The sequence below is a fragment of the Nonomuraea sp. NPDC059194 genome, from assembly GCF_042754765.1.
Lineage (GTDB): Bacteria > Actinomycetota > Actinomycetes > Streptosporangiales > Streptosporangiaceae > Nonomuraea.
On record NZ_JBHZBH010000042.1, the window covers coordinates 1 to 22,043 of the forward strand.

Below are 22,043 nucleotides of genomic sequence, written 5' to 3' on the forward strand. Positions count from 1 at the left end.
ACGTGGCCGCCGGGCTGGCGGACACCCGAAACGACTGTGAAGGGCAGGTAAGACCAGGCGAGGCAATCCCGACCCTGGCCCCGCCCGAAACCTGCACCGCGCAAGCGGCGTAGAAGCAGCAGTAAACACCCCGCCGCGAGGCGGGAGAATCCCCGCCATTTATGGCGGGGAGAAGTCATTTCAGTGCGCCCGCTCCGAGCCCTGACTGGATCTGGCGCTGGAAGATGATGTAGATCACGAGCACCGGGATGATCGCCAGGTTCAGCGCGGCGAACAGGGCGGGCCAGTCGGCCTCGTAGCCGGCGATGGTGGAGATGTCGGCGATGCCCTGGGTGATGACCCACTTGTCCTTGTCGCCCGGCACCAGCGCCAGCGGCAGCAGGTACTGGTTCCACTGGCCGAGCACGTTGAAGATCGTGATGCTGATGATGCCCGGCTTGGCCATCGGCAGCATGACCTGGAAGAACGTGCGGGTGTGCGAGGCGCCGTCGATCTTCGCGGCCTCGGCGACGGCCTCGGGGAGCGTGCGGAAGAACGCGGCGAGGAAGAAGATCGTGAAGGGCAGCGAGTAGGCGATGTAGACGATGACCAGGCCGACGTGGGAGTCGAGCAGGCCGAACTGCTTGACGATGAAGAACAGCGGGCCGATGGCCAGGAAGACGGGGAAGGCCATGCCCGCCACGAACAACAGGTAGATCAGGCGCTTGCCGGGGAAGGTGTAGCGGGCCAGCACGTAGGCGGCCATGGAGCCGAACAGCATGGTGCCGGCCGTACTGAAGAACACCACGATCACCGTGTTGATCATGTACGTGCCGACGTGGGCCTTGTCCCAGGCCCGCGCCCAGTTGTCCCAGCGCATCGCGCCGGGCAGTTGGAGCGCGTCGCCGAAGATCTCGGTGTTGTTCTTGAAGGCCGCCAGGAACGTCCAGAGCAGCGGCAGGATGACCAGCAGGGCCCAGATGACGAGCGCGAGGTGCGAAAGGCCGCTGAAGACGTTGGGTTTGCGCGTGTTCCGCATCAGAGCTCGATCTTCTCGCGCCTGGAGACGCGCAGGGTCAGCACCGCGAAGGTGATGGTCAGGAAGAACAGGGCGACACCCATCGCGGAGGCGTATCCGACCTTGTTGTAGGAGAACGCGGTCTTGTAGATCTCCACGGGCAGCACGGTGGTGGCGCCGTCGGGGCCGCCCGCGTCCACTGACAGCACCTGGACGAGCGCGAAGCAGTCGAAGGCCGCGATGCCCAGGTAGACCCAGCCGACCTGGATGGTGTCGCGCAGCAGCGGCAGCGTGATGGAGAAGAACAGCCGGAAGCGTCCGGCGCCGTCGAGCGCGGCGGCCTCGAAGTAGTCCTTGGGGATGGCGGCCATGCCCGCGGAGAAGAGCACCACGTAGAAGCCGACCGCCTGCCAGATCATCACCGCCAGCAGCGACCAGAGGGCCAGGTTCGGCTCGGTGAGCCAGCCCACGGGTTCGAGGCCCATCTTGATCAGCGCGCCGTTGATGACGCCGCTCTCGTCGGGCCGGTAGATGGCCTTCCACAGCACGCCGACGACGGCGACGGCGAGCACCTGCGGGGCGAAGAAGACGACCTTGTAGAAGGTCGAGCCCCAGACGCCCGTCATGCCCGCCCCGCGGGATCCGCCGCCCAGGTTGAGCAGGAAGGCGAAGAACAGCGCGATGGCGATGGTCAGGAGCGGCAGCACGAGCAGGATCACCGCGTGGTTGCGGATCGCCTGCCAGAAGATCTCGGCCTCGAAGAGCCTGCCGAAGTTCTCCAGGCCGATGTAGGCGGGGTTCCTCTGGTACCCGTTCCAGTTGGTCAGCGAGAGCTGGAACGCCTGGATGTAAGGGCTGATCACGAAGACCAGGTAGAGGGTCAGCGGGACGACGAGAAACCCGGCGATGAACCCGTACTTGCGCAACCGCTCCATCTTGGTTAGATGTTCCTCGTCTGCTTCGCGACAGAGGAGTCGGCCTTGATGTCGTCGGCCTTCTTCTGGACCTTGTCCAGGTACTCGTCGACGGTCAGCCGGCCGGCCATCAGCGTGTTCTGCTGCTGCCACGCGTAGTCGAACAGCTCCTTGTACCAGCCCTCGAACCGCGCGTCGGTGATGATGTCCTGGCCCGCCTTGTCCTGCGCCTTGGCGGCGCTGACCAGGCCGGGGGTCAGGTCGAGGCCCTCGGCGGCGCCGTTGACGACGGTGAGGTTCTTGGTCTTCTCGGTGAAGCCCTTCGCGCCCTCCTTGGAGAGCATGAGGCGGACGTACTCCAGGCCGCCCTGCGGGTTCTTGCCCTTGGCCGCGACGACGAAGTTCTCGCCCACGCCGACCTGGATCGCCCCGTAGGGCATCTTGTCGGCGGCGGTCACGCTGGGGACGGGCGCGATGGCGTACTCGAAGTCCTTGGGCTTGTCCTTGACCATCTCGTTCTCGAGCCAGGAGCCGCAGGGGTAGAACAGCACCTTGTGCTGCAGGTGCTTGATCTGCGTCTGGGTGTGGTCGAGGCCCAGGTAGGCCTTGTCGCCGTAGGCGGTCTGAATCTCCAGCCAGGCGGTGACCGACGCCTTGATCGCCTCGGACTTCCACGCGTTGTCGACGAGGTTGTCGATGTCGATGATGACCTGGTTGCCGCCGATCTTCGCGGCGGTGTAGAGCATGTTCCAGAGCTGGTAGTACGGCCCCTTCTGCCCGGGGTAGGCGAACAGGAGGATGCCTTCCTTCTTCGCCGTCTCGCCGAGCGCCTTGAACTCCTCCCACGTCTCGGGGAGCGTCCAGCCCTTGGCGGCGAAGAGCTTGGCGTCGTACCAGAGCGCGCGGTGCGACACCGTGTAGTTCAGGATCAGGTCCTGGCCGTTGAGCTTGGCGTTCTCGATGGCCGCGGGGGTGATGGTGTCGCGGATCTTCTTGCTCGGGTCGTCGACGGAGGGGGCGTCCCACAGGGGGGTCAGGTCGGCCAGGTGGCCCTCGGCGGCGAGCGCGGCCAGGTCGAGCGCCTCGGGGCCGGAGTTGTTGACCACGTCGGGCACGTCGCCGCTGAGGAAGCGGGGGCGCAGCTGGGTGCCGATGTTCTGGGTGCCCACGTGCTTGATCTGGACGCCCGCGTGCGCCTTGGCGTAGAGGGGCTCGTGGACGTCCTTGGCGTAGGAGTCGCCGTAGCCGCCGCTGAAGATGACCACTTCGAGAGGCTTCTTGGCGTCCACGCCGAGCGGGTTGGCCGCCGAGACCAGGTTGGCGGCGGCCGCGCTCGCGCCGGCCGACGCGGCGGGCTCGGCGCCGCCGCCGGTCGCGCAGGCGGTGAGGAGGCCCGCGCCTGGGCCTGCGGCGAGGGCGGTGAGGCCGATCCGGCGCAGCAGCTGGCGCCTGGTGATCTCTCCCGGGTGGGTCATGAGGTCTCCCGATTGGATCAATTAGGAAAGTTTCCTAAACGTTGGCCTGAAGGTACGGACGGCCGACGACCTGGGTCAAGACCTCGAGACGCAGCTGTGACCTAGGGAGGCCACACCGTGATGATGGGGAGACCGATGAGGTGACCCTACCCGCCGAAGTGGGCCCGGGTCTCGGCGAAGGCCTGGTCGGTGCCCTCCAGTGCGCGCGCGACGTCGGCTTCGGAGTGGGCCGCCGACATGAACCAGTTGTGCCACGGGTGCACGTAGACGCCGTTGCGCAGGCAGGCGTCGCTCCAGTGCATCGCCACGGACAGGTCGGCGTCGCCGTCGAAGCTCAGCCAGGGGATGGTCACGGGCCCGGTCTGGTTGACGGTGAACCCGTGGGCCTTGGCCTGGGCGTACAGACCCTCCCGGAGCTGAGTACCCGAGCTGGTCATGGTCGCGATGGCGTCGGTGTCGCGCAGCGTCTCGATGGTCGCCTTGGCGGCGGCCATCGCGACCGCCGAGAACCAGAACGAGCCGGTGGAGTAGAGCGTCTGGGCGGGGCCGCGCAGCGCGTCGGTGCCGGTGACGGCGGCGATGGGGTAGCCGTTGGCCATGGCCTTGGACCAGGCGGTCAGGTCGGGCCGCACGCCGTACTGCTCCCATGAGCCGCGCAGGTCGATGCGGAAGCCCGCGCGCACGTCGTCGATGACCAGCGCCGCGCCGAGCCGGTCGGCGAGGGCGCGGGCGCCGCGGGCGAAGGCCGGCTCGACGAGCTCCTGGTCCTCGAAGGAGTCGTGCTTGAAGGGCGTGACGATGATCGCGGCCACGTCGCCCTCGACGGTCGCCGCCGCGGCCTCCAGCGAATCGAGACTGTTGTAGGTGAACTCGACGAGGTCCGCGCGCTCGTTGGGCGTCGTGCCAGCCGGGGAGGGCGTGCACCAGGGGTCCGCGCCGTGGTAGGCGCCGTGCGCCATCAGCACCTTGGTACGGCCGGTCGCCGCGCGGGCCACCATGAGCGCCTGGGTGGTGGCGTCGGTGCCGTTCTTGGAGAACATCGCCCAGTCGGCGCTCGGGATGGTGTCGACGAGCAGTTCGGCCAGCTCGACCATGATCGGCCCTGGCCCGTTGAGGCAGTCGCCCTCGGCGAGCTGGCGGGCGGCGGCCTCCTCGACGGCGGGGTGGCGGTGGCCGAGCACGACCGGGCCCCACGAGCACATGAAGTCGATGTACTCGCGGCCGTCGACGTCCCACTGCCTGCAGCCCTCGCCGCGGGCGAAGAACTGGGGGTAGCCGGGGGCGAAGATGGCGGCGTTGAGGTGACCGTACATGCCGCCGGGGATGACCTGGCGGGCGCGCTCCCTCAGCTCGGTGTCCTTCACGACAGTCCTTTCAGGGTGGAGTCCAGGTCGGTGAGGCCGGCGTCGGAGCCGAGGCCGGTGGCGACGCGGGCGGCGGCGGCGGTGCCCCAGCGGGCGGAGGTGACGGTGTCGTGCCCGTGCAGCAGGCCGGTGAGGAAACCGGCGCAGTAGGCGTCGCCGCACCCGGTGGTGTCGCTGACCTCCACCTGCAGGGCGGGCACGCGGGTCGCGCCCTCGGCGGTGACGACCAGGCTGCCATCGGCGCCGAGCGTCACCAGCACGCCGACGGCCCCGTCGGCCAGCAGCGCGGCGGCGGCCTCCTCGACGGTGGCGGCGCCGGTCATGGCGAGGGCCTGGGAGGCGTTGGGCAGCACGTAGTCGACGTGCGGGACGAAGGCCCGCGCCATGCCCAGCAGGTCGGGCATCTCCGACAGCAGGTCCATGGTGACGATCGTCCCTTGGGCCCGCAGTTCGTCGAGGAGCGCGAAGAAGGCGGGGTCGCCGAGGCCGAAGGTGACGTCCATGCCGCCCAGGTGGACGCCCCGAGCGCCGCGCAGCACGTCGAGGTCGAGGTCGGCGAGGGTGACGCTCAGGTTCGCCCCCGGCACGTGGAAGCTGGGCCTGCCGCCGTCCGGTCTGATCGGCAGGATGGAGGCGGCGGTCTGCTCCCCCGTACGGCGGGCGAGCCCCGACACGTCCACGCCGTGCCTCGACATGATCATGACCAGGAAGTCGCCCAGCTCGTCGTCGCCGATCGCGCCCATGGACGCGACCCGGTTGCCGAGCTTCACCAGGTCGACGGCGGTGCCGGCGGCGGCTCCCGCGGCGGTGAGACGGATCTGGTCGACCAGCACGGTGTCCTGGCCCGCTGGGATGGTCTCGACCGGCCGGGTGAGGACGTCCACGATGTGCACGCCCACGGTCACAACGCTCATGGCCGGTAGTAGACAGACGTCCGACTAAAAAGTCAATAGACTTGGGGCATGCCGAAGATCGTTGACCACGAGGAGCGCCGCCGCGAGGTGCTGTCCGCCGCGAGCACCGTCATCGTGCGCGACGGGATCGACGCCGCGACCAGCCGCGCGATCGCCAAGGAGGCGGGCCTGTCCAACGGCGTGCTCGGCCACTACTTCGCCGACAAGGACGAGATCCTGCTGTCGGCGCTGCGTCATTCCCACCGGCGCATCCGCGCCCGCATCACCCAGCGGGTCGAGGGCCTGACGGGGCTGGCGGCGCTGCGGGAGGTGCTGCTGGACAACCTTCCGCTCGACGCCGAACGCGACCAGGAGACCCGGCTCGAGATCAGCTTCTGGAGCCGCAGCCTGGCGGTGGAACGGCTGGCCGAGGTGCAGCGGGCCGAGGCGGCCGAGCTGCGCGCCGCCGTACGGGAGCTGCTGGAGCAGGCCCGCGCGGCGGGCGAGATCGGCGTGGGCGACGACCTCGACGTGGTCGCCGAGCGGCTGCTGGCGCTGGTCGACGGGCTGAGCCTGAGATCGTTGCTCTACCCCGACCGGCTGGGGCGGGCCGAGCTGGAGCGCGTCATGATCACCACCCTGGAGGCACTGTGACCGCGGTCGACCTGCTGAGGCAGCAGCTCTGCGAGTACGGCAGGCGAGCCGTCGAGCTGGGCCTGGTGCTCGGCACGTCGGGCAATCTGAGCGCCCGCCACGACGACCTGGTGGCGGTCACCCCCGCTGGGGTCGCGCTCGACCGGCTGACCCCCGAGCTGTGCCCGGTCGTGGACGTCGACGGCTACCTGGTGGAGGGCGGCACGCAGCCCTCGTCCGAGACGCCCATGCATCTGGCGATCTACGCCTCGACCGCCGCGCGGGCCGTGGTGCACACGCACTCGGTGTTCGGCACCGTCGTGGCCACCACGATGACCGAGCTGCCGCCCGTCCACTACAACGCGCTGATGCTGGGCGGGGTGGTGAAGGTGGCCGAGTACGCCACCTACGGCACGCCCGAGCTGGCCGCCAACATCAGGTGCGCGATGGAGGGCAAGCAGGCGGCACTGATGGCCAACCACGGCGGCGTGACCATCGGCGCGACGATGGCCCAGGCGTTCGACGCGGCCCGGCTGCTGGAGTGGCTGTGCGAGGTCTACGTGCGCGGGCTGTCCGTCGGCAAGCCCGTGGTGCTCACCGACGAACAGCTGGCCGCGGTGGTCGAGCGGTCACTCAACCCGCCGACGTTCCCGCGCCGCGACACATGAGCGGGGCGGCGGTGACCGCCGCCCCGCTGACGATCAGCCGAGCGCGGCCTTCTCGGCCAGGCCGAGCGGCAGGCTGCCCGAGCCCGCGATCCGGTCGTGGAACTCCTTCAGCGACCCGGTGAACGAGCCCCTGATCCGGTCGATCTCCAGCGCGCCCGTCAGGTAGGAGGGCGCCTGGGTGGGCCACGCGCAGTAGCGGTTGACCTCGCCCTTGGCCGTCTCGGGCGAGAGCGAGGAGTTGGCCAGCATGTACGCCTCGGCGTCCGCGATCGACATGTCGTCGCAGTGCAGGGCGGTGTCGACGACCATGCGGGCGGCGCGGAAGATGCGCGCGTCGAGGTAGCCGAGCTCGGTGGCGGGGGTGTCGAAGTAGCCCTGCTCGTTGATCATCTTCTCGACGTAGAGGCCCCAGCCCTCGTTGAAGTACGGCGTGCCGAGCACCTTGCGGATGGTCCTGGGGTTGCCCGCCTTGTGCGCCAGGTGCCAGTGGTGTCCGGGGTAGGCCTCGTGCACGGAGATCGCGGGCATCTGGAAGCGGCTGTTGGTGCGCAGGCGCTGCCGTACCTGCTCGTCGGTGAAGCCGTCGGGGGTGTAGGGCACGAAGAAGTAGCCGCGCCGCGAGCTGGTCAGCGGCGGCGGCGCGATGTAGTGCGCGACCGACAGGATCGGCCTGTTGTACTCCGCCGACGGCAGCACCAGGCACTCCTCCCCCTCGGGGAAGGTGACCAGGTCCCGCTCGCGGACGAAGTCCCTGGCCCGCTGCGTCTCCGCCTCGTACTCCTCGCGCATGGCCGCGAGCGTCGGCGGGTGGTCGTCGGCGAGGGTCGCCAGCGCCGCGTGCCAGTCGTCCGAGCCGTCGAACCTGCGCGCCAGCTCCTTCATCTGGCCGTCGAGCAGCGCGACCTGCTGCCTGCCCCGCTCGTGCAGCCCTGCGGCGCCGTACCCGAGCAGTTCCTTCTCGGTCAGCAGCGTGGAGTAGAGCTTCTCCCCCATGCGCCAGCTGCCGCCCGCCGTGAAGTTCTCCAGGAAGACGACGACGTCGTCGAAGGCGTCGGCCGCGGGCCCGGCCGCCGCGACGAACCTGGCGCGCGCCGCCTCGTCGGCGATCATCGCGGGGATGGTGCGGGTGATCAGCCCCCTGGCCGTGCGGGCCTGGCCGAGGGCGCGCTGCACCTGCAGGTCGGCCGCCAGGTCAGGGTCGAGGTTGGTACGGCAGGCCGCCAGCACGCCCGGCACCTCGCCGAGCTGCGCGACGGCCGCCTCGACCAGCTCGTGTTCAGGCTTGAGCGCCCGCTGGAACGGCACGAACAGCGAGGAGAAGATCCCGCCGAGGTAGGCGGTCGGGTCCCTGCGCCACCACGGCCATGTCGCCAGGGCCAGTTCGCCGCGCAGGTGGGCGACGGCCAGGTCGCGGTCGATCTCGTCGTCGAGCGTGGGGGTCTCCCACGTCGCGAGCCGGTCCAGCCATGCGGCCTGCTCGCGCTCGTAGGCGAGCAGGCCCTCGGCCGTGTAGTCACCGAGCGTCCTGTCGTAGCCGTCGGCGCCGAGGAGGGTGGCCGAGATGGGGTTGCGTGTGAAGTACCAGTTCAGAAACTCATCCACGTCCGCACCATATCCTGGTCAAATGCCGCTACAGATCACCGGCGCCCTGGGCGACCCCGACCTCATCAGGCTCCCCTGGGAGCTCCCTCTCGCGGAGTGGCCGGCCCATCACCTGGTCGACCTGCCGCGCGGTATCTCCCGCCACGTCGTGCGCTTCGCCAGGCTCGGCGGGAAGGTGTACGCGATCAAGGAGATCAGCGAGCGGTACGCCAAGCGGGAGTACAAGCTGCTGTGGGATCTGGCCAGGCACGACGCGCCTGCCGTGGAGCCTGTGGCGTACGTGACGGGCAGGGACGAGGGCCTCGACTCCGCGCTCATCACCAGGCACCTGCAGTTCTCGCTCCCCTACCGGGCCGTCATGTCGGGCACGCTGCGCCCCGACACCCTCACCCGGCTGCTCGACGCGCTGGCCGTCCTGCTGGTGCGGCTGCATCTGAACGGCTTCTACTGGGGCGACTGCTCGCTGTCGAACACGCTGTTCCGCAGGGACGCCGGATCCTTCGCCGCCTACCTGGTCGACGCGGAGACCGGCGAGATGCACCCGATGATCAGCGAGGGCCAGCGGCTGCAGGACATCGAGGTCGCCTACACCAACCTGTTCGGCGAGATGCTCGACCTGGAGGCGGGCGGGCTGCTGCACCCGTCGGTCGACCCGTACGACACCGCCGAGCAGATCACCGCGCGCTATCACCGGCTCTGGGAAGAGATCACCCAGGACGAGATCATCGAGGAGGTCGACTGGCACAAGGTGGAGAACCGCATTCGCCGCCTCAACCTGCTCGGCTTCGACGTGGCCGAGATGATGGTGCGCCGCAAGATCGGCACGGGGCGGCTGATCGTGCGGCCCAAGGTCGTCGACGCCGGCCACCACCAGCGCAGGCTGCTGCGCCTGACCGGCCTCGACACCGAGGAGAACCAGGCGCGGCGGCTGCTGAACGACCTCGACGGCTTCCGCGTGGCCAAGGGCCTGCGCCACGAGGACGAGGCGATCGTGGCGCACCGGTGGCTGGCCGAGGTCTTCCAGCCGACGATAGAGGCCATTCCCGAGGCGTTGCGGCGCAAGCTGGAGCCGGCGCAGCTCTTCCACGAGGTGCTCGACCACCGCTGGTTCCTGTCGGAGAAGGCCGGGAGCGATGTGGGGCTCCCGGCCGCCGTCCGGTCGTACGTCGAGACCGTGCTGGTCCACAAGCCCGACGAGAAGGCGCTGCTGCCCGACGAGCCTCAGTAGGCCACAGTGATCCTGCGGCGCGGGTGCTCGGCCTTCTCCACCTCGTCGGCGATGGCCACCGCGAAGTCCTCGGCGCTGATGAAGCTGTTGCCCTGCTCGTCGGTGAGGAGCTGGTCGCCGCCGACGCGGTAGGAGTCGGTGCGCTCGCCCGGCTCGATCACCGCGGCGGGGGCGACGTAGGTCCAGTCGAGGTCGGCGATCTCCCGGTAGAGCGCGAGAGCGGCGCGCTGGGAGAGCGCCTCCTTCTTGTAGATCTGCGGGAAGTCGGGCGTGTCGACGAGGTCGAGGCCGGGCGCCACTTCCAGGCCTCCCGCCCCGCCCACGGTGATCAGCCGCCGGACACCGGCCTCGCGGACGCCGTCGATCAGGGCCCTGGTGGCGGCCAGGAAGGGCGCCTCGGGCTCAGAGCCGTCGCGCGGCGGGGCGATCGCGGAGATCACCACGTCGTAGCCCTTGGCGAGCTCGCCCGCCTGCGTGACGTCGCCCTTGACCGGGCCCGACCTGCTGACGCCGGTGACCTCGTGGCCGCGATTGCCCAGCTCAGCGGCGATGCGCTGACCGATCATGCCGGTCGCGCCGAAAAGTAGGATCTTCATACCCCCAATGGTATCCATTGGATACTGGTTACTTCATCGTGCTATAGGTACCTTATGGATACTGGCGATGCCTTCGACATGAACTGCCCGACTCGGCTGGTTCTCGACCGCATCGGCGACAAATGGTCGGTGCTCGTCCTGCTGAGCCTCGCCAAGGGTCCGATGCGCTTCACGCAGCTACGCGACCGCGTCGGCGGTGTCACCCCGAAGGTACTGACCCAGACGCTGCGCGCCATGGAGTACGACGGGTTGCTGACCAGGACGGTCTACGCCGAGGTCCCGCCCAGGGTGGAATACACGCTCACCGACCTGGGCCACTCCCTGCACGAGCCGGTCTCCGCGGTCGCCCGGTGGGCCGAGACCAACATCTACCGGATCCTCAGCAGCAGAGAGGCCGCCGATCACGCACAGTGATCTCTCCCCCACGGGATGGTATTTCTCCGCCCGGGATGAAGATATCCATCACCGACACCTTCCGGTACGGCTGAAGCCTTCATAGCCTGGCTCGGTGCGTCCGCTGGAAAGCCTCCTCACCGGGCTGGCGGGAGTGTGCTCGTCCGGCGCCCTGCGCGTGGGCCGATCCGGCGTGGTCTACCTGCTCGAAGGCAAGGTGACCTACATGGAGAGCGCCGAGACCCCGGGCATCGAGGAGCTGCTCACCGGCGGCGGGCTGGTCAGCGCCACCGACCTGGATCGGGCCGTGGCCCGGCGCGAGGGCGGCGAGCCGCTGTTCGGCGAAGGGCTGCTGACGCGCGAGGACCTGGCCGGGCACCTGCGCAGGGCCGTGCTCGACGCCGCGCTCGTGCTGTTCGGCATCGACAACGCCAAGCCCAAGTTCCAGCCGAGCGAGCGTCACTGGCTGGGCCCGCACTGGCACTTCGAGGTCGACGAGCTCATCGCCGAGTGCGGGCGCAGGAGCACGGAGCTGGATGACGTCTGGCCCTCCGACGAGCTCGACGCCGCACCCGTGGTCCCCGTCCCCCGGCTGCCCGGCGAGCGCGTCACGCTCACCGACCGCCAGTGGGAGGTGCTGGTCCACGCCGACGGCAGCGCGACGCCGCTCGAGCTGGCCAGGCGGCTGGACCGGACGGCGCACACGGTGCTGCTGGCCGTACGGGAGCTGGCGGCGGCCGATCTGCTGGTCAAGCCCAGGCGGATGCCGGAACTGCCCAAGCGCGTCGCCAAGCCCCCCGGCACCGAGGTGCGCCACGAGCCGGCCGACCTCAGTCTGCTGCGGCGACTGAAGAGCGCTCTTGAAGATCTTTGAACCCTCCCCCAGCTGAACCAGGGGATTCCTGGCTCAGGATGCCCCGCAGGTCAGCGACCAGCAAGGTCTTACTCCCTCAACGCCAGCCGGGACGGAACCTGCCCGGTTTGGTACAGCAAGCTTGGAGACGCATGTGCCGTCTTGGTTCTCGATCAGCACGTGCGGGAGGCTTGGTTCTCGCAACCCGCGGACGCGACTCTACTGGACGCCTATCCGCCCTGGGGGAAAATCAGCTGTTCCTGCCCCGCTCCGCAAGAGTCCCGACTCCCCGGGCCCACTCGATCGCGGTCTGCCGGTCGGGGGCGGGAGGGGAGAAGAGCGCGGCCATCGCCTCGGGGGTGGGCGGGCCCGCCTCGGGGCTGGGCGTCGACATGATGGAGGTGAGCGTGAGCACCCTGTCCGGGTGCGCGATGGCGAGCGCCTGGGCGATCATGCCGCCCATCGAGACGCCCAGCACGTGGGCGGCCGGCCAGCCGAGCGCGTCCATCAGGCCCGCCGCGTCGGCGGCCATGTCACTCAGCAGGTACGGCGCCGCCGTACCGGAGTTGAGGTCGGGCACGCCCGCCTCGGGGAAGTGGGTGGAGAGCCCCACGTCGCGGTTGTCGAAACGGACGACGTGGTGGCCCCTCCTGGCGAGCAGTTCGCAGAACTCGTCGTCCCAGTGGACGAGCTGGGAGCCGAGCCCCATGATCAGCAGGAGGGGCCGGTCTTGGGGGGCGCCGAACTTGTCGTAGGCGATCTCGATGCCGTTGGCGTCGGCCATGAGCGTCATGCGAAACAGAATTCCATTCTGTTTCGCATGACGGCAAGGGGTTCTAGCGGGAGATGACCTTGCGTGCGCTGCCGTGTCGCGACCTCGGTGGTCCTAGCGGGAGATGACCTTGCGCAGGTGGCCGCGGCCCAGGTAGCCGGCGCCACCGACGATGGCCAGGCCGCCGATGAGGGCGAGCGCGGTGCCGGTGTGGCCGTTCTCGTCCTTGGTCTCGGTACGGGCGGCGGTGGTCGTGGTGCCCGAGTCGAAGGCTGCGGGCTCGACGGCCGCGCCGCCCTGCTCGTCGCCCTTCTTCTCGTCCTTCTTCGCGACGACCTCGACCTTCTTGGCCTCGGCGGCCTTCTTCTTCTCAGCCACGGCGAGCAGGTCGACCGGCGGCTTGGCCGGGTTCCTGTCCTTGCGGCTCCACGCGCCGCTGGAGAAGGCGACCGGGTGGTTCTTCTTGCCCACGCCGTCGCCCCACTTGGTGATGACGTACTGGACCTTGATGTGGCCCTGACCGCCGTTGCCGTTCACCATCAGGCTGTTGGGGTTGAACCTGCCGCCGGTGAGGTCGGCGAAGGTCTTGGCGTCGAGGTCGAGCATGATGCCGTTGTTCGAGGGGTTGCCGGGGCCGCGGTCACCGACGAAGAACGGGGCCTTCTTGCCCTTGTAGATGACGTAGCCCTCGGTCATGAGGGGCCAGCTCGGGCTGGCGGCAAGGCCCTTGCGCATCGAGATGCCACTGGCGGGCAGACCGGTGTCACCGGCGCGGCCGGAGGCGTCGTCCCAGTAGTAGGAGGCGGTGGTGGATCCCTGGAGGAGGGTCCGCTGCTCGGTGGCCTGGCTGATGTCGGGGGCGGTGGGCTCGGCGAAAGCGGCGGCGGCGCCGGTACCGGCGGCGAGGGTGGTGGTGACGAGCAGGGCGGAAACGCGCATGCCGAAGCGGCGGGTCATGAAAGTCCTTTGTGCGAGGGATAGGGAGATCCGCGCTCAAATGAAGATCAGGCAAAGGCGTAGCCGGGCATGGGCCTGACAGTCGCTACGCAAAAAGGGAGCGCGAAGGAAGCGGGAAGAAGGCGCCGCTCAGTTCGGGGGGTGCAAGTACACGAGTATGGTCCTCTCCATCTCGCCTACCGGGTTAGCTGACGGGTTCGGGCGTGGAGATGCCCTACCGGCACTGGGCCGGATTCACCCCAAGGAGATGGGTCCCCGGTTCCCGCGTTCGCGGGATTCGGCGCCGACCGGCCGACTCTCCCTGGTGAAGAGCTCGGTCACCGCTCGGTAATGCAATGGACTCTAGGGGCAAACCACCCCAAAGGCAAAAGCAAAGCCATGAATCGGAAAGAAGATCTACCCTTTATCGTCACGATTCGACAGGCGCAGAAGGCACGGAAACCCCTGCGAAACAACGGGTTTCGCAGGGACCGGCACGGTAATTCGATCAATGGCGAAAAATCATGAAAAAGTCTTGGTTGAACGCCGGATTGGTCACGGCGTCGAGGGGCGCGGCCCCAGCGGTACGGGTCTGGTGGCGCGGCCCTGGCGGGGCGGCTTCGCTTTGCGCGGCCCTGGCGGGCTTTGCTTTGCGCGGCCCTGGTGGGGCGGCTTCGCTTTGCGCGGCTTTGGTGGTGCGGCTTCGCTTTGCGCGGCCCTGATGGCGCGGCTTTGCTTGGCCGTACGGGGCGCCCCGTGTCCGCCGCGCCGCGGACACGGGGCGCGGTCCGTCAGACCTCGAGCTTCTCCTCGATCGCGCGCAGCCGGTGCCGCGCCATCGCGAGGTTGGCCCTGGCCCGGTCCAGCGCGAGGTAAAGGAACAGTCCCTTGCCGCCCCTGCCGGTCATCGGCCTGATGATGTGGTACTGGCCGGTCAGCGTGATGAGGATGTCCTCGATGGTGTCCTTGAGGCCGAGGGAGTCCATCGTGCGCAACTTGGCCTTGACGACCTCGGTGTTGCCCGCGGCCGCCACCTGCAGGTCCAGGTCCTTGGCTCCGCCCAGGGCGCCCAGCGCCATGCCGCTGCCGTAGTCGACCACGACGGCGCCGACAGCGCCGTCGATCGCCATCATCTCCTTGAGAGAGACGTCCATGCTGGCCATGCGTTTCCTCCGTGTGGATTGAGTCACTTTCGCGATGCGATGGCGGCGACGCTCGCCGCCGTCTTGCGACCCTCCAGTCGCAGCAGCCCGAGGTTGGTACCGGGCTCAGCCAGGACTGTGAGGACGATCGTGGGACCGGCCGCGTAGAAGGCGGCGAAGCCCGCGGTGCCCGAGATGAGGGTTTCCTCCAGGGCGCCCTTGCCTGCCATGACGGCCATGCGCTTGCTGAGCGCGAGCAGCGCGGCCGAGAGCGCCGCCGTCTGCTCGACGTTGCCGCTCGGCAGGTCGCTGGCGATGGTCAGCCCGTCCACGCTGCAGGCGATGCTCCCGCTGACGTCGGGAGTGCGTTCACGCAGGAGGACCATCTCTCTCAGCACCTCTTCCCGCAGCTCCACCGGTGGCCTCCTTCTGAGTGAGGGGAACCTCACGACAGCTCCTCCAGCGCCTTCTTCAGCCGGATCAGCAGGTTGATGTCGGTCGGGTCCGCGGTCACCACGGGCCCGAGGGGCAGCGTCGGAGCCTCGGGGCTGGGCCGCGGCCGCGGCTCCTCGGCCCGGCCGAGCCGCCTGGGCAGCACCGGCCGCGCCATGCCCTCCAGACGCGCCACCCCCTCCGCACGCGCCACCCCCTCCGTGCGCGCCATCCCGTCCGGGCGTGCCATGCCGTCCAGGCGTGTCATCGCCTCCGCGCGCGACATCTCGTCGGGGCGCGCCATCCCGTCCGGACGCGCCATCCCGTCCGGGCGTGCCGTACCGACTGGGTGTGGTGTGCCTTCGGGGTGCGCGCCTTCGGGGTGCGCGAGCAGGCCTGCCGCCGCCAGCCGCCGTACGGCCAGCAGCGTCGAGTAGCCGGGCCTGCCGAGCCGCATGGCCAGCTCCAGCGGGGTGGCGGCGCGGTCGGCGTGGACGAGGATCTCCCACTGCAGGTCGTTCAGTACGACGCGGTGGCCGGGCAGCCGTCTGACCGGCGTCACGGGGGCGGTGTCCACCTCGGCCGACGGCCAGATCCCTGCCAACTGAGCCCTCCTCCGCCCGCACTCCCGGACGACCTCCTCGACCTCGAAGTACCAGTGGGCCCCCAGCCAGTGCCGTTCCCCCGGCCGGAACTTGGGCCGCGTCCCCGTGACGGGCAGCAGGAAGTAGGCCGCGTCGAGCACCGCCCCGAGCACGCAGTGCTGCAGCTCGCCCTTGGTGAGCATGCCGTCCTCGACCAGGCGCGCGCCGCCGCCCTCCCGTTGCGCCCTGCGCAGGGCGGGCGCCGACACCCTGCCGCTGGCGATCAGCACGTCCTCGGCCCTCGGCGTGTCGGCGCACTCCATGTAGGTGACCCGGCCGGCGTCCATGAAGATCGCTCCGGCCCGCCCGACGCGCAGGGCGCCCGTCGAGCGTTCCCTCGCCAGTCCGGCGAGCAGCGTGTCCAGTGCGGGCATGTCACCTGGTCAACTGTCCTGAGATGGCCTGCAGGCGGTAGCGGGCCAGGGCGAGGTTGGCCCGTTCCTTGTCCAGCCGTACGTAGAGGACCAGCGCCCCCTCGAACGGCGTCGTCAGGTGGCGGATCAGGTGGTGGCCCTTGTCGGTGGTGACGAACAGCTCGTCGACGCGGATCGTTCCATCCGGGGAGGTCTGGGCGAACCCGTCCGTCGTGTGGCGCAGCGCCTCGCTCAGCGCCGCCGCCGCGCGTTCGGTGTCGAGGCCCTCGCCTCCGCTGGCGGCCACCGCCATGCCGCTGGTGTGGTCGACCACCATCGCGTCGAGGGCGCCGGGTATGGCCATGACCTCGGCCAGGCAGTCATCGAGTCCCAGCACGAAACCCTCCCTCACCATCGCGCTGACCGGGACAGCGTAGGAGGATGCGGGGTCGCTATAAGAAGGGACAAGCCCACGGTTATGGATATTTATAGCCAGAGGAGCGAAAAAGCCCTCCAGAGTGGCAAGGCTATTCCGCCACGCGACTATTGAGAATGTTTCTCATATTCTCTCGCCGTTGTGCTTCACCGCAGCTCGGCCCGAGGGTGAATCGTTTCAGCACAACAAAAAGCAGGGTGGGTACGGCATCGCCGTACCCACCCTGGAACCTGAGGCGTCAGCCGCCGCTCTTACGACGGAAGGTCCGCTTGCTCGAGGCGGGACCATGGGCGCCGTGAATCTTCGAGGGATCCTTTCCCTTGCCGCCCGCAACCGAGTCTGCGTGCGCGTTGTTCTTGCGCTCCAGCGCCTCGCGGAACTTCCGCTTCAGCTCATCCTCGGGAGCCTCGATGGGCTCGGGTTCCGCCGGTGTTTCAGCCATCAGGACCTCCTGGTCTTGGGGACACAGACAGCTTCGCACGAGGCCACGCACCACGCGAAACCGGTCTAGGCTTTTGACCATGACCTCCCTGCCGGAGCGCGACCCCCGCGAGATGCGCGCCGCCGACCTCGACCGCGAGCGCACCGCCGAGATCCTCCGTACCGCCGCGGGAGACGGGCGGCTGGGCATGGAGGAGTTCCACGAGCGGCTCGACCAGGTCTACACCGCCAAGACCTACGCGGAGCTCGACCTCCTCACCCACGACCTCCCCACTCCCTCGCCCTCGGCTCCCTTCGCCTCCTCGATGGCGTCGGGCTCCTCGATGGCATCGGACAAGGCGAGCGGCGTCGCGGTCGGTGTCATGGGCGGCTTCAAGCGGACGGGCATCTGGCGGGCGCCGCGCCTGCTGACCGGCGTCGCGTTCTGGGGCGGCGGGAAGATCGACCTGCGCGACGCGGTGCTGAACGGCGGGCAGATCACGATCAGGGCGTTCGCCGTGATGGGCGGGATCGAGATCGTCGTGCCCGAGGACGCCGAGGTCGACGTGACGGGCATCGGTGTCATGGGCGGCTTCGACCACGCCGCCGCGGGCGCCGGAGCACCGGGAGCGCCGCGGATCAGGGTCACCGGGTTCGCGTTCTGGGGCGGCGTCGACGTCAAACGCAAACGCCGCAAGCGCTAGGACCCCCCGGCCCCGCCCGCCGGGTCAACCGCCCGCTCTGAAAGAACCACGCCCCCTCCCGAAGCCGTCATCCGGGCCGATGCCCGGAGCAACCGCCCTACAGCAACATCTACCCGGACCCGTGCTGCGGACGAGGCACCGAGTTTGACCGGCTGCTAACCCGGGCGGTCGTTAGCGATTGCCGGTATGAGGCGATGGACGCGCTATGAGCGATATATCCCCGGGTACGGTGGCCTGGTTCGAGATCGGTACAACCGACGTCGAGGACGTCACGCGATTCTACGGCGGGCTGTTCGAATGGAGGTTCGAGCCGCGCTCGCCGGAGTACACCGAGATCGTCGCGCCGGGCGGGACGCGCCCGATCGGCGGGATCTTCACGCCGGGCGACGAGCTGAGCCTGTCGATCCTCACCCCGGACGTATCCGGGGACCTGGAGAAGATCCGGCTGGCCGGTGCCACGGTGGTGAAACCGGCGAGCGCGCCAGAGGGCGAGGGCATCGTCTACGCAAGGCTGCGCGATCCGCTGGGTAACCCGTTCACCCTGTACTCCGACGAGAGGCAGCAGCCGCTCGAGATCGTCGAAGGAGCGCTGGACGGCTTCGAGATCGGCACCACGGTGGTGGACACCACGAAGGGCTTCTACTTCGAGTGTTTCGGCTGGACCTTCGACCTGGACCTGAACGCGCCTGAGTCGCCCTCCCCGGCGTCGTGCTACAACGTGATCAGCCGCGACCACCGGCGCATCGGCCGCCTGGTCGACCGCGGCCTGTACGGCAAGGACTACGCCATGCCGCTGTTCCGCGTCGCGGACGAGCAGAGCAGCGTGGAAAAGGCCAGGAGCCTGGGCGCCACCATCTATTCCGATCCCGACGACTCGGGGACGCGACTGCTGGACCCGCAGGGTAACCGCTTCGGCCTGACCACCGGCCGTTGACGATCACAGCACCAGCCAGCAACCGCCGGACCCTATCCTTGACCGGATATGCCGCACGCAGGGAGGGGCCCGTGGGGAAGGCCAACCGGGCCAAGCGCAAGGAACGGCCGCAGCCGCAACACCGGGACGAGCGCCACCGGGAGGACGTTCCGCAGGAGGAGAAGGCAGCCACCCCCGCTGAACTGATCGCCGCCGCCGTCGAGTTGCTCCGCCACGACGAGCAGGCGGGCTTCGACCAGTGCGCCGCAAGGCTCGCCGAGCAGGAGGGCGACGCTCCCGGCTGGGCCAGGACCGTCGACCGTGAGCTGATCGGCATGCTCACCCGGCTCCTGGCCACGCTCTGGCGGAACGGCTGGCAGCCGGCCGACGTGGTGCGCCTGGTCGGCCGGCGGCGCGACAAGAGCCACGCCGCGATGGTGACCGAGCTGATCGCCCTGGAACTGCGGGTCTACGCCCCGGCCACCCTCCTCGAGCGCTGGACGCCGTACCTGGAGGCGACCACCGGCGACCCGTTGGCCACGCCACGGGAGCCCCGGCTGCTCACCCTCACCCGCGCCCTCGAACTGCTGCAAACCCTGACGGCCTTCCCCCGGCTGGAACGGCTCGGCCCGATCCCCGGCCAAGCCCGCCGCGCCCCCACCGCGCCCCGCCCCACCGCGGACGGCAAGACCCTGACCCGCGTCCGCGCACTGCTGGCCAAGGCCGAGTCGACGCCGTTCGAGGCCGAGGCGGAGACCTTCACCGCGGCGGCACAGCGGCTGATGGCCAAGCACAGCATCGACCGGGCACTCCTCGACGCTCACGCCGACGCGGACCTCGACCGCCCGGCGGGCGTCAGGATCGGCGTCGACGCCCCCTACGAGCAGGCCAAGGCGACGCTGCTCTCGGTGGTGGCCGACGCCAACCGGTGCCGCGCGATCTGGAGCGAGGATCTCGGTTTCTCCACCGTCCTGGGGTTCGAGGCCGATCTCGACGCGGTCGAGCTGCTGTTCACCTCGCTCCTGGTCCAGGCGAACACCGCGATCGTGCAGGCGGGCACCAAGAAGCACGGCTCCGGCCGGTCACGCCCGCGCTCTTTCCGCGAGTCCTTCCTCCAGTCCTTCACCGCCCGGATCGGCGAGCGGCTCGACGCCGCCGCCACCGAGACCGTCCAGGCGGAGGCCGCCGCGCGCGGCACCGACCTCATCCCCGTGCTCGCCGCCCGCACGGCCGAGGTGGACCAGGCCGTGGAAGCGATGTTCCCCGAGCTCACCCACAGCCGGATGCGCGGCGCCTACGACAGCGAGGGCTGGGCCGCGGGACGCGCCGCAGCCGACCAGGCCCGGCTCGCCGTACGGGATCAGGTCGGATCCTGATCCCGTACGGCAGGCGCTAGCGCCGGTCAGGACCTCAGCGAGATCTCCGGGCTGCTCTCGTCCTCGATGAGGAAGCCGCCGGACTGGTGGTGCCACAACCGCGCGTAGGGCCCCTGGGCCTCGAGGAGCTGGGCGTGGCTGCCCTGCTCCACGATGCGGCCCTGGTCGAGGACGACGAGCCGGTCCATGCTCACCACCGTGCTCAGCCGGTGGGCGACCACGAGCGCGGTGCGGTCGCGCATCAGGCTCCACAGCGCCTCCTGGACGAGGACCTCGCTCTCCGAGTCGAGGGCGCTGGTCGCCTCGTCCAGCAGCAGGATCGGCGCGTCGCGCAGGATCGCGCGGGCCAGCGCCACCCGCTGCCGCTGCCCGCCGGAGAGCTTGACGCCGCGCTCCCCCACCAGCGTGTCGAACCCGTCGGGCAGCGCCCGCGCGAACTCGATGACGTGCGCCGCCTCGGCGGCCCGCAGGATCTCCGCCTCGCTCGCGCCCGGCCGGGCGAAGGCGATGTTGTCGCGCAGCGAGCGGTGGAACATGGCGGGGTCCTGGGGCACGTAGGCGATCAGGCTGCGCAGGTCGGCCTGGCGCAGCAGGGCGATGTCCTGCCCGCCGACAAGGATCCGGCCGCCCTGGATGTCCATGAGCCGCAGCAGCACGCGGGTGAGAGTGGTCTTGCCACCGCCGGAACGGCCCACCAGCCCGATCTTCGTGCCGCTGGAGATGTCCAGGTCGAGGCCGTCGAAGAGCGGCTCCTTGCCCTGGTGCGCGAAGACCACCCGCTCGAACCGCACGCCCGCGTCAGCGGGACGCAACGGCTGCGGGCTGGCCGCGTCGACCACTCGCGCCGGGGTGAGCAGCAGTTCGGTGAACTGCGCGGCCTCGGTGAGCACGCTCTCCAGGCGGCGGTAGATCTGGTTGAACTCGAACATCACGCCGGTGGCGCTGGTGTAGTAGGTGAAGGTGACCACGATCGCCTCCACCCCCAGGCCGCCGCGGAGCGCCACCGCCAGCAGCAGCCCTAGCGTGCTGGTGAGGATCGACAGCGGCGCGACGAGCATGTCCACCCGCAGGTTGTTGTAGTCCCACGAGCGCAGCGTGAGCTTGCGCTGCTCGACCAGGCGCACCCGGTGCTCGGCCGCCTCGCGCTCCTCCGCGGCGAAGGCGCGGACGGTGTCCATGTTCGTCAGCACGTCGGCGACGTGGCCGGAGACCCGCACCTTGGCCGCCTCCCGCTCGTCGACCAGCGCCTGGCGGCGCCGGATGAGCGGGGCCACCACGAGGCCGGTGAAGGCGATGAGCCCCAGCAGCACCAGGACCAGGACCGGGTGGTACTGCCAGAGCACCACCGAGGCGAACCCCAGCGGCACCAGCTTGGCGACGATCGCGAAGGCCATCAGGTCGCCGAACTCCTCGAACCCGGAGGAGAAGCTCAGCACCCGCTTGGTCAGCGAACCGGCGAAGTTGTCGTGGAAGAAGGCCGCGTCCCTGGCCATCAGCTCGTCCATGCCCACCGCGCCCAGCCGCTCGATGCCGCGGGCGTCGGTCCGGTTCAGGAAGTGCAGCCCGACCCGCCACCACACCTCACCGGCCAGCAGCATGGCGCCGAATCCAAGCACGTACGGCAGGAGCGTTCCGAGGGTGCCCTCCCCGCCTCCGGCCAGATGCCCGACCAGCCCGCCCACCGCCAGCGGCGCCAGGTAGTACAGGCAGATGTTCCCCAGCGCCGGCGAGATCAGCGCGGGCACCGCGACCGGCCACTGCCGGCGCAGCTCGCGGCTGTAATAGCTGAGCGCCAGCAGGACCGCGGACTTCCTCCCGGCGTCCTTGACCGTTTCCACCGCCGCCACCTCTCCGTCATCGGCGACACCCTCGCCAATGGTGACGGCCCGACTACAGCTCAGGCCAACGGTTTTCCGGCGGCGGCCTCTTATGAACAAAAAACCAAACTGTTCATATGGAGATATGATGCCCCAGCCTTCTCAGACGCGGAGCGGGCGCGGATCACCGGGCAGCTGCTCGACGCGGCTACCCGCCTGTTCGCGGCGCAAGGCCTGCGCAAGACCTCCTTCCAGGAGCTGACCGCTCCGGCGGGGATCGCGAAGACCTCGTTCTACGCCTTCTTCGGCTCCAAGGAGGACCTCTACTTCGAGGCCGGAGATCCGCCGTCGGGTCATCGAGGAAGGGCTCCACCGGGACAGACCCGGGCCTGCGAGAGGTACAGCCGCGCGGCCGTACGCCCGAAATGCAGTTCCTCGGCCAGGGCCAGGAAGACGTCGATGTCCCACAGCTCCACCGACCA

24 protein-coding genes, 1 pseudogene and 1 riboswitch are annotated in these 22,043 nt (G+C 69.5%); of the genes and pseudogenes, 9 read left to right on the forward strand and 16 right to left on the reverse strand.

Annotation, left to right across the window (positions count from 1 at the left end):
* Nucleotides 1-175: 175 nt before the first annotated feature.
* From ACFXJ8_RS35795 to ACFXJ8_RS35815, 5 genes are all read right to left on the reverse strand, one after another.
* The gene (locus tag ACFXJ8_RS35795; protein ID WP_379648662.1) at nt 176-1,018 is read right to left on the reverse strand and encodes a carbohydrate ABC transporter permease; all 843 of its coding nucleotides are present in this window, start codon (nt 1,016-1,018) and stop codon (nt 176-178) included.
* Complete coding sequence (locus ACFXJ8_RS35800) at nt 1,018-1,932, reverse strand: carbohydrate ABC transporter permease (RefSeq protein ID WP_379648664.1); 915 nt, start codon at nt 1,930-1,932, stop codon at nt 1,018-1,020. Before ACFXJ8_RS35800 ends, ACFXJ8_RS35795 begins: the two co-directional genes overlap by 1 nt.
* Nucleotides 1,933-1,937: 5 nt before the next feature.
* Complete coding sequence (ngcE, locus tag ACFXJ8_RS35805) at nt 1,938-3,386, reverse strand: N-acetylglucosamine/diacetylchitobiose ABC transporter substrate-binding protein (protein WP_379648666.1); 1,449 nt, start codon at nt 3,384-3,386, stop codon at nt 1,938-1,940.
* A 146-nt stretch (nt 3,387-3,532) separates the two neighbouring features.
* Nucleotides 3,533-4,750 (reverse strand): aminotransferase class III-fold pyridoxal phosphate-dependent enzyme, encoded by a 1,218-nt coding sequence (locus tag ACFXJ8_RS35810; protein ID WP_379648668.1) that lies wholly within the window; start codon nt 4,748-4,750, stop codon nt 3,533-3,535.
* Nucleotides 4,747-5,664: a carbohydrate kinase family protein gene (locus ACFXJ8_RS35815; RefSeq protein WP_379648669.1), complete on the reverse strand. Its 918-nt coding sequence runs from the start codon at nt 5,662-5,664 to the stop codon at nt 4,747-4,749. Before ACFXJ8_RS35815 ends, ACFXJ8_RS35810 begins: the two co-directional genes overlap by 4 nt.
* A gap of 48 nt (nt 5,665-5,712) precedes the next feature.
* Here ACFXJ8_RS35815 and ACFXJ8_RS35820 point away from each other — a divergent pair, with 48 nt between their 5' ends.
* Together ACFXJ8_RS35820 and ACFXJ8_RS35825 are read left to right on the forward strand one after the other, a co-directional pair.
* A complete protein-coding gene (locus tag ACFXJ8_RS35820; protein ID WP_379648671.1) occupies nt 5,713-6,297 on the forward strand; it encodes a TetR/AcrR family transcriptional regulator in 585 nt (194 codons plus the stop codon).
* Entirely contained in the window at nt 6,294-6,944 is a 651-nt protein-coding gene (locus tag ACFXJ8_RS35825) for a class II aldolase/adducin family protein (RefSeq protein ID WP_379648673.1), read from the forward strand. The genes ACFXJ8_RS35820 and ACFXJ8_RS35825 overlap by 4 nt, the downstream gene beginning before the upstream one ends.
* Nucleotides 6,945-6,977: 33 nt before the next feature.
* Here the strand turns inward: ACFXJ8_RS35825 and ACFXJ8_RS35830 are convergent, their stop codons facing one another.
* Nucleotides 6,978-8,546: a DUF885 domain-containing protein gene (locus tag ACFXJ8_RS35830; protein WP_379648675.1), complete on the reverse strand. Its 1,569-nt coding sequence runs from the start codon at nt 8,544-8,546 to the stop codon at nt 6,978-6,980.
* Nucleotides 8,547-8,568: 22 nt separating this feature from the next.
* Between ACFXJ8_RS35830 and ACFXJ8_RS35835 the strand changes: the two genes are divergently transcribed.
* Nucleotides 8,569-9,774, forward strand: a complete 1,206-nt coding sequence (locus ACFXJ8_RS35835; RefSeq protein WP_379648677.1) for a DUF4032 domain-containing protein — start codon at nt 8,569-8,571, stop codon at nt 9,772-9,774.
* Here ACFXJ8_RS35835 and ACFXJ8_RS35840 read toward each other — a convergent pair.
* On the reverse strand, nt 9,768-10,370 hold the full coding sequence (locus ACFXJ8_RS35840) for an NAD(P)-dependent oxidoreductase (protein WP_379648678.1): 603 nt from the start codon (nt 10,368-10,370) through the stop codon (nt 9,768-9,770). The genes ACFXJ8_RS35835 and ACFXJ8_RS35840 overlap by 7 nt on opposite strands.
* A 54-nt stretch (nt 10,371-10,424) precedes the next feature.
* Here ACFXJ8_RS35840 and ACFXJ8_RS35845 point away from each other — a divergent pair, with 54 nt between their 5' ends.
* A complete protein-coding gene (locus ACFXJ8_RS35845; protein WP_379648680.1) occupies nt 10,425-10,784 on the forward strand; it encodes a winged helix-turn-helix transcriptional regulator in 360 nt (119 codons plus the stop codon).
* Nucleotides 10,785-10,878: 94 nt separating this feature from the next.
* The gene (locus ACFXJ8_RS35850; protein WP_379648682.1) at nt 10,879-11,637 is read left to right on the forward strand and encodes a hypothetical protein; all 759 of its coding nucleotides are present in this window, start codon (nt 10,879-10,881) and stop codon (nt 11,635-11,637) included.
* Nucleotides 11,638-11,866: 229 nt separating this feature from the next.
* Here the strand turns inward: ACFXJ8_RS35850 and ACFXJ8_RS35855 are convergent, their stop codons facing one another.
* From ACFXJ8_RS35855 to ACFXJ8_RS35885, 7 genes are all read right to left on the reverse strand, one after another.
* Nucleotides 11,867-12,409 carry an alpha/beta fold hydrolase gene (locus ACFXJ8_RS35855; RefSeq protein ID WP_379648684.1) on the reverse strand — a complete coding sequence of 181 codons (543 nt, stop codon included), beginning with the start codon at nt 12,407-12,409 and terminating at the stop codon, nt 11,867-11,869.
* 93 nt (nt 12,410-12,502) lie between these two features.
* The gene (locus ACFXJ8_RS35860) at nt 12,503-13,345 is read right to left on the reverse strand and encodes a hypothetical protein (RefSeq protein ID WP_379648686.1); all 843 of its coding nucleotides are present in this window, start codon (nt 13,343-13,345) and stop codon (nt 12,503-12,505) included.
* Nucleotides 13,346-13,503: 158 nt separating this feature from the next.
* Nucleotides 13,504-13,638, reverse strand: a riboswitch (cyclic di-AMP (ydaO/yuaA leader).
* 477 nt (nt 13,639-14,115) lie between these two features.
* Nucleotides 14,116-14,487: a hypothetical protein gene (locus ACFXJ8_RS35865; protein WP_379648688.1), complete on the reverse strand. Its 372-nt coding sequence runs from the start codon at nt 14,485-14,487 to the stop codon at nt 14,116-14,118.
* 23 nt (nt 14,488-14,510) lie between these two features.
* Nucleotides 14,511-14,882 (reverse strand): roadblock/LC7 domain-containing protein, encoded by a 372-nt coding sequence (locus tag ACFXJ8_RS35870; protein WP_379648690.1) that lies wholly within the window; start codon nt 14,880-14,882, stop codon nt 14,511-14,513.
* A gap of 29 nt (nt 14,883-14,911) precedes the next feature.
* A complete protein-coding gene (locus tag ACFXJ8_RS35875; RefSeq protein ID WP_379648692.1) occupies nt 14,912-15,916 on the reverse strand; it encodes a hypothetical protein in 1,005 nt (334 codons plus the stop codon).
* Nucleotide 15,917: 1 nt separating this feature from the next.
* Nucleotides 15,918-16,292 (reverse strand): roadblock/LC7 domain-containing protein, encoded by a 375-nt coding sequence (locus ACFXJ8_RS35880; RefSeq protein ID WP_379648694.1) that lies wholly within the window; start codon nt 16,290-16,292, stop codon nt 15,918-15,920.
* A 277-nt stretch (nt 16,293-16,569) separates the two neighbouring features.
* Nucleotides 16,570-16,773: a DUF5302 domain-containing protein gene (locus ACFXJ8_RS35885; protein WP_379575922.1), complete on the reverse strand. Its 204-nt coding sequence runs from the start codon at nt 16,771-16,773 to the stop codon at nt 16,570-16,572.
* A gap of 79 nt (nt 16,774-16,852) precedes the next feature.
* Between ACFXJ8_RS35885 and ACFXJ8_RS35890 the strand changes: the two genes are divergently transcribed.
* The 3 genes from ACFXJ8_RS35890 (at nt 16,853) to ACFXJ8_RS35900 (ending at nt 19,744) form a co-directional block, all read left to right on the forward strand.
* Nucleotides 16,853-17,455, forward strand: a complete 603-nt coding sequence (locus ACFXJ8_RS35890; protein ID WP_379648696.1) for a DUF1707 domain-containing protein — start codon at nt 16,853-16,855, stop codon at nt 17,453-17,455.
* A 205-nt stretch (nt 17,456-17,660) separates the two neighbouring features.
* On the forward strand, nt 17,661-18,389 hold the full coding sequence (locus ACFXJ8_RS35895) for a VOC family protein (RefSeq protein ID WP_379648698.1): 729 nt from the start codon (nt 17,661-17,663) through the stop codon (nt 18,387-18,389).
* Between the two features lie 71 nt (nt 18,390-18,460).
* Nucleotides 18,461-19,744: a DUF2786 domain-containing protein gene (locus tag ACFXJ8_RS35900; protein ID WP_379648700.1), complete on the forward strand. Its 1,284-nt coding sequence runs from the start codon at nt 18,461-18,463 to the stop codon at nt 19,742-19,744.
* 26 nt (nt 19,745-19,770) lie between these two features.
* Here ACFXJ8_RS35900 and ACFXJ8_RS35905 read toward each other — a convergent pair whose 3' ends face one another.
* Nucleotides 19,771-21,582 carry an ABC transporter ATP-binding protein gene (locus tag ACFXJ8_RS35905; RefSeq protein WP_379648702.1) on the reverse strand — a complete coding sequence of 604 codons (1,812 nt, stop codon included), beginning with the start codon at nt 21,580-21,582 and terminating at the stop codon, nt 19,771-19,773.
* 174 nt (nt 21,583-21,756) lie between these two features.
* On the opposite strand from ACFXJ8_RS35905, the pseudogene ACFXJ8_RS35910 reads away from it, so the two are divergent.
* A pseudogene (locus ACFXJ8_RS35910) lies at nt 21,757-21,882 on the forward strand (helix-turn-helix domain-containing protein); the annotation flags it as partial.
* Between the two features lie 32 nt (nt 21,883-21,914).
* Here the strand turns inward: ACFXJ8_RS35910 and ACFXJ8_RS35915 are convergent.
* Entirely contained in the window at nt 21,915-22,037 is a 123-nt protein-coding gene (locus tag ACFXJ8_RS35915; protein WP_379648791.1) for a hypothetical protein, read from the reverse strand.
* Nucleotides 22,038-22,043 lie beyond the last annotated feature (6 nt).

Bases quoted from the DNA above. Each gene is read 5' to 3' on its own strand.
- ACFXJ8_RS35795 (WP_379648662.1), bottom strand. From the start codon at position 1,018: ATGCGGAACACGCGCAAACCCAACGTCTTCAGCGGCCTTTCGCACCTC.
- ACFXJ8_RS35800 (WP_379648664.1), bottom strand. From the start codon at position 1,932: ATGGAGCGGTTGCGCAAGTACGGGTTCATCGCCGGGTTTCTCGTCGTC.
- ngcE (WP_379648666.1), bottom strand. From the start codon at position 3,386: ATGACCCACCCGGGAGAGATCACCAGGCGCCAGCTGCTGCGCCGGATC.
- ACFXJ8_RS35815 (WP_379648669.1), bottom strand. From the start codon at position 5,664: ATGAGCGTTGTGACCGTGGGCGTGCACATCGTGGACGTCCTCACCCGG.
- ACFXJ8_RS35820 (WP_379648671.1), top strand. From the start codon at position 5,713: ATGCCGAAGATCGTTGACCACGAGGAGCGCCGCCGCGAGGTGCTGTCC.
- ACFXJ8_RS35835 (WP_379648677.1), top strand. From the start codon at position 8,569: ATGCCGCTACAGATCACCGGCGCCCTGGGCGACCCCGACCTCATCAGG.
- ACFXJ8_RS35840 (WP_379648678.1), bottom strand. From the start codon at position 10,370: ATGAAGATCCTACTTTTCGGCGCGACCGGCATGATCGGTCAGCGCATC.
- ACFXJ8_RS35845 (WP_379648680.1), top strand. From the start codon at position 10,425: ATGGATACTGGCGATGCCTTCGACATGAACTGCCCGACTCGGCTGGTT.
- ACFXJ8_RS35855 (WP_379648684.1), bottom strand. From the start codon at position 12,409: ATGACGCTCATGGCCGACGCCAACGGCATCGAGATCGCCTACGACAAG.
- ACFXJ8_RS35860 (WP_379648686.1), bottom strand. From the start codon at position 13,345: ATGACCCGCCGCTTCGGCATGCGCGTTTCCGCCCTGCTCGTCACCACC.
- ACFXJ8_RS35865 (WP_379648688.1), bottom strand. From the start codon at position 14,487: ATGGCCAGCATGGACGTCTCTCTCAAGGAGATGATGGCGATCGACGGC.
- ACFXJ8_RS35875 (WP_379648692.1), bottom strand. From the start codon at position 15,916: ATGCCCGCACTGGACACGCTGCTCGCCGGACTGGCGAGGGAACGCTCG.
- ACFXJ8_RS35885 (WP_379575922.1), bottom strand. From the start codon at position 16,773: ATGGCTGAAACACCGGCGGAACCCGAGCCCATCGAGGCTCCCGAGGAT.
- ACFXJ8_RS35890 (WP_379648696.1), top strand. From the start codon at position 16,853: ATGACCTCCCTGCCGGAGCGCGACCCCCGCGAGATGCGCGCCGCCGAC.
- ACFXJ8_RS35895 (WP_379648698.1), top strand. From the start codon at position 17,661: ATGAGCGATATATCCCCGGGTACGGTGGCCTGGTTCGAGATCGGTACA.